We start from the raw sequence: 1,781 nt of genomic DNA on the forward strand, positions 1-1,781 counted from the left end.
CAGAGCGCGGGCGCGGTGCTGTTCTGCGGGCTCGCGGTGGCGGGGCTCGCGGCCGACCCGGAGCTGGGCCGCCACCTGGTCGCGGCGGGCTGGTTCCTGCACGGCGTGTGGGACTTCGCCCATCTGCGGCTGCGCAGGCTGGAGGGGGTCGTGTCGCCGACGTTCGCCGAGTGGTGCGGGGTCGTGGACGTGGTGATCGCCGCCGAACTCCTCTTCGCCCACTGACCGTACGGGCCCGGTGCCGCGCAGCCCGCGCCGCCGGGCCCTCCCGTGTCCGCGCACGGTCACGGGAGGGGTCCCCGGATCCGCGTGGCAGCCTGGGGCGCCGGCGAGGGGACCGCGGTGGTCCGTCGCGGCCTTCGGTGATCCGGCGGTGCCCGCGGAGGGGAGTACGGCGTGGCAGGGTGGCGGGAACGGCTGCTGTCGAGGCCGGGTGCCCGCGCGCAGCAGCGCGGCGGGATCCAGTCGCTGGCGATGACGCCGGACGGGCGCCACGTGATCACCGGAGGCGGCGACGGGCTGCTGCGGATCTGGCGCCTGGTGCCGTGGAAGCTGCTCGCGGAGATCGACACGTACGGGAACGTGGTCAGGTCGATCGCGGTGACACCGGACGGCGAGCGCGTCGTGGCCAGCGGCCACGGCACGGTCGGCGTGTGGAGCCTCAGGACCGGCGAGCCGGTCACCGGACCGCTGGACGTGCACCGGTACATGGGCGAATGGGGCGTCGCGCTGTCCGTGTACGCCGCACTCACGCCCGACGGCAGGCGGATCGTCACCGGCGGCGGCGAGGGGAAGGTGCACGTGCTCCACCTGGAGAGCGGCATGCCGACCGGCCGGTCGATCCAGGCGCACAAGCTGGTCGCCGCGGTCGCGGTCACCCCGGACGGAAAGAAGATCGTCAGCACCGGGCACGAGGACGGCGGGGACGGCGTGCTGCGGATCTGGGACCTGGCGGACGGCAGCCCGGTCGGCGGCCCGGTGGCGGCGCACCGGTGCTTCGTCCAGGGGCTGGCGATCACCCCGGACGGCACCCGCGCGGTCAGCGGCGGCGTCGACGGGCGGATGCAGTTCACCGAGCTGGACGGCAGCGGCACGACCACCGGCGTGGACGTCGCCGCGCACGGGGAGACGGTGTCGGGCATCGCCGTCGCGCCCGACTCCCGGATCGTCAGCGTCGGCAGCGGCGGCGTCGCCCACGTCTGGGACCCGGCCACCCCGCCGGCCGACGCCCGCACGTTCCGTACCGAGTCGCGCTACCTGTCGGCGGTGGCGGTCTCCCCGGACGGCCGGCGCTTCGTGACCGCGTCCCGCAACACGGGGGTGCTCCAGGTGTGGAACCTGCCGCCGGCGCCGGGGGCGTAGCCTGCGGCTCCATGGACGAACTCGCGACCGCGCCCACCGCGCCCTCCCGCCGCGCACGGGACCTGGGACTGGTGGCGGGCCGGCTTGCGCCCGGCCCGTACGGTGCGATCACCGACGTGCCGGGGGTGCGCGTGGGGCACGTGACGCTGCGCGAGCCCCCGCTGCTGCACAGCGGCGTCACCGCGATCGTGCCCGGCGACGTGCACCCGGGGGCGCCGCTGCCCGCCGGGGTGTTCGCCGGGAACGGGTACGGCAAGCTGATCGGCAGCACGCAGCTGGCCGAGCTGGGCGCGCTGGAGACGCCGGTGCTGCTGACGTCGACGCTGTCGGCGTTCCGGGCGGCCGACGCGCTCGTCGGCTGGATGCTGGAGCGGCCCGCGTGCGCGGAGGTGACGAGCCTGAACCCGGTCGTCGGCGAG

At 75.9% G+C, this 1,781-nt stretch carries 2 protein-coding genes and 1 pseudogene; all 3 read left to right on the plus strand.

The genetic code is table 11. The annotated features are described in order from the left end of the window. A pseudogene (locus H5J30_RS30930) lies at positions 1 to 225 on the plus strand (hypothetical protein); the annotation flags it as partial. A 171-nt stretch (positions 226 to 396) separates the two neighbouring features. Further along, positions 397 to 1,362, plus strand: a complete 966-nt coding sequence (locus H5J30_RS30935; RefSeq protein WP_309505684.1) for a WD40 repeat domain-containing protein — start codon at positions 397 to 399, stop codon at positions 1,360 to 1,362. 11 nt (positions 1,363 to 1,373) lie between these two features. Next, a partial coding sequence (locus H5J30_RS30940) for a P1 family peptidase (RefSeq protein WP_181790806.1) occupies positions 1,374 to 1,781 on the plus strand: 408 nt, incomplete at its 3' end.

This window comes from Streptomyces phytophilus, from assembly GCF_013870535.1.
In the GTDB taxonomy this organism is placed as follows: Bacteria; Actinomycetota; Actinomycetes; order Streptomycetales; family Streptomycetaceae; genus Streptomyces; species Streptomyces phytophilus.